The 1073-nt window shown below is 29.8% G+C and carries 1 protein-coding gene; it reads right to left on the bottom strand.

Annotation, left to right across the window (positions count from 1 at the left end; genetic code table 11):
* The coding region (locus EKL98_RS17155) for a galactokinase (RefSeq protein WP_233589503.1) at nucleotides 1-824 on the bottom strand (824 nt) is incomplete at its 3' end.
* Between the last annotated feature and the right edge of the window lie 249 nt (nucleotides 825-1073).

The following is a 1073-nucleotide window of genomic DNA, read 5'->3' as shown; positions in this document are numbered from 1 at the left end:
ACGGCATACAAACTTCTTTTAAAAACATTGTCAGACATTTTAGCTTTTAAAGTCATCAAATGATCTACCTCGCAGTCACGGAAACTTTCAATTTCAGGATAATTTTCTTTGATGATACATAATCCTTCGTTACATTCGATGCGTCTATTATTGTATTCGGAGGTGAATAATGAATGTTTTACGTTACTATCAAATAATATTAAAGAGTAATCAACAAAATTTGCGTCGTGATAGGTATAATCTAATGTGCGGCAATCAATTTTTATAACTTTATTTTCTAATCCCATTACGCTAGAAAATTGATCCATAATGCCACAATTGATGCCTACCCAATGCTCTGCACTTTGTCCCATCAATGCAATATCAATAGATTTTATTCCCAAATTGAACATTTCATTGATGCCAAATAAGAAACCACATTCTAAAGCCGCCGAGGAAGACAAGCCAGAACCCGTGGGGATATTACTGCTAAACGAACAATTAAAACCGCTTATTTCGAAACCTTTCAGTCTCAATTGAAACAATACGCCCCGCAAATAATTAGTCCAAACCACTTCGCTTAATACGGCTTCTTTTGTCACATCGATTTCAACAGATTCATTCAAATCAACAGCATAAATGTTGGCAATATTTGAGTTGTTTTTTTCAAAAGCGAAACAAATAATTTTATCTATAGCTGCTGGCAAAACGTATCCGTCATTATAATCGATATGTTCTCCAATAATGTTTATTCTTCCTGGAGACAAAATCACTTTATCAGCTTCTGAATTAAACGTTTTCCGAAAAAAATCTTTAGTGTGTTTAATTAAAATCTCATTCATCATTTTATGTATTATATTAAATGGTAAAAAACCATTGTGAATATCTAGATTAAATCTATAGTTTTTAAATCTGTTTTTGAACTAAATATTTTATTTGAATTGAAAAGAAAAAAGCCCTCATTTTAAAGTATTTTAGAAAACCAATTAAGTGATTTTCCGTATTTAAATCAAATAATTTCATAATATAAATAGGCTGAAAATGTAAAATGTGTTTTATTTACATTTATTTATCATTGAATATGAAAAAACAAA

This window comes from Flavobacterium bomense, assembly GCF_003970355.1.
The sequence above is the reverse complement of the archived record's forward strand: the minus strand, read 5'-3'. Positions and strand labels throughout refer to the sequence as shown.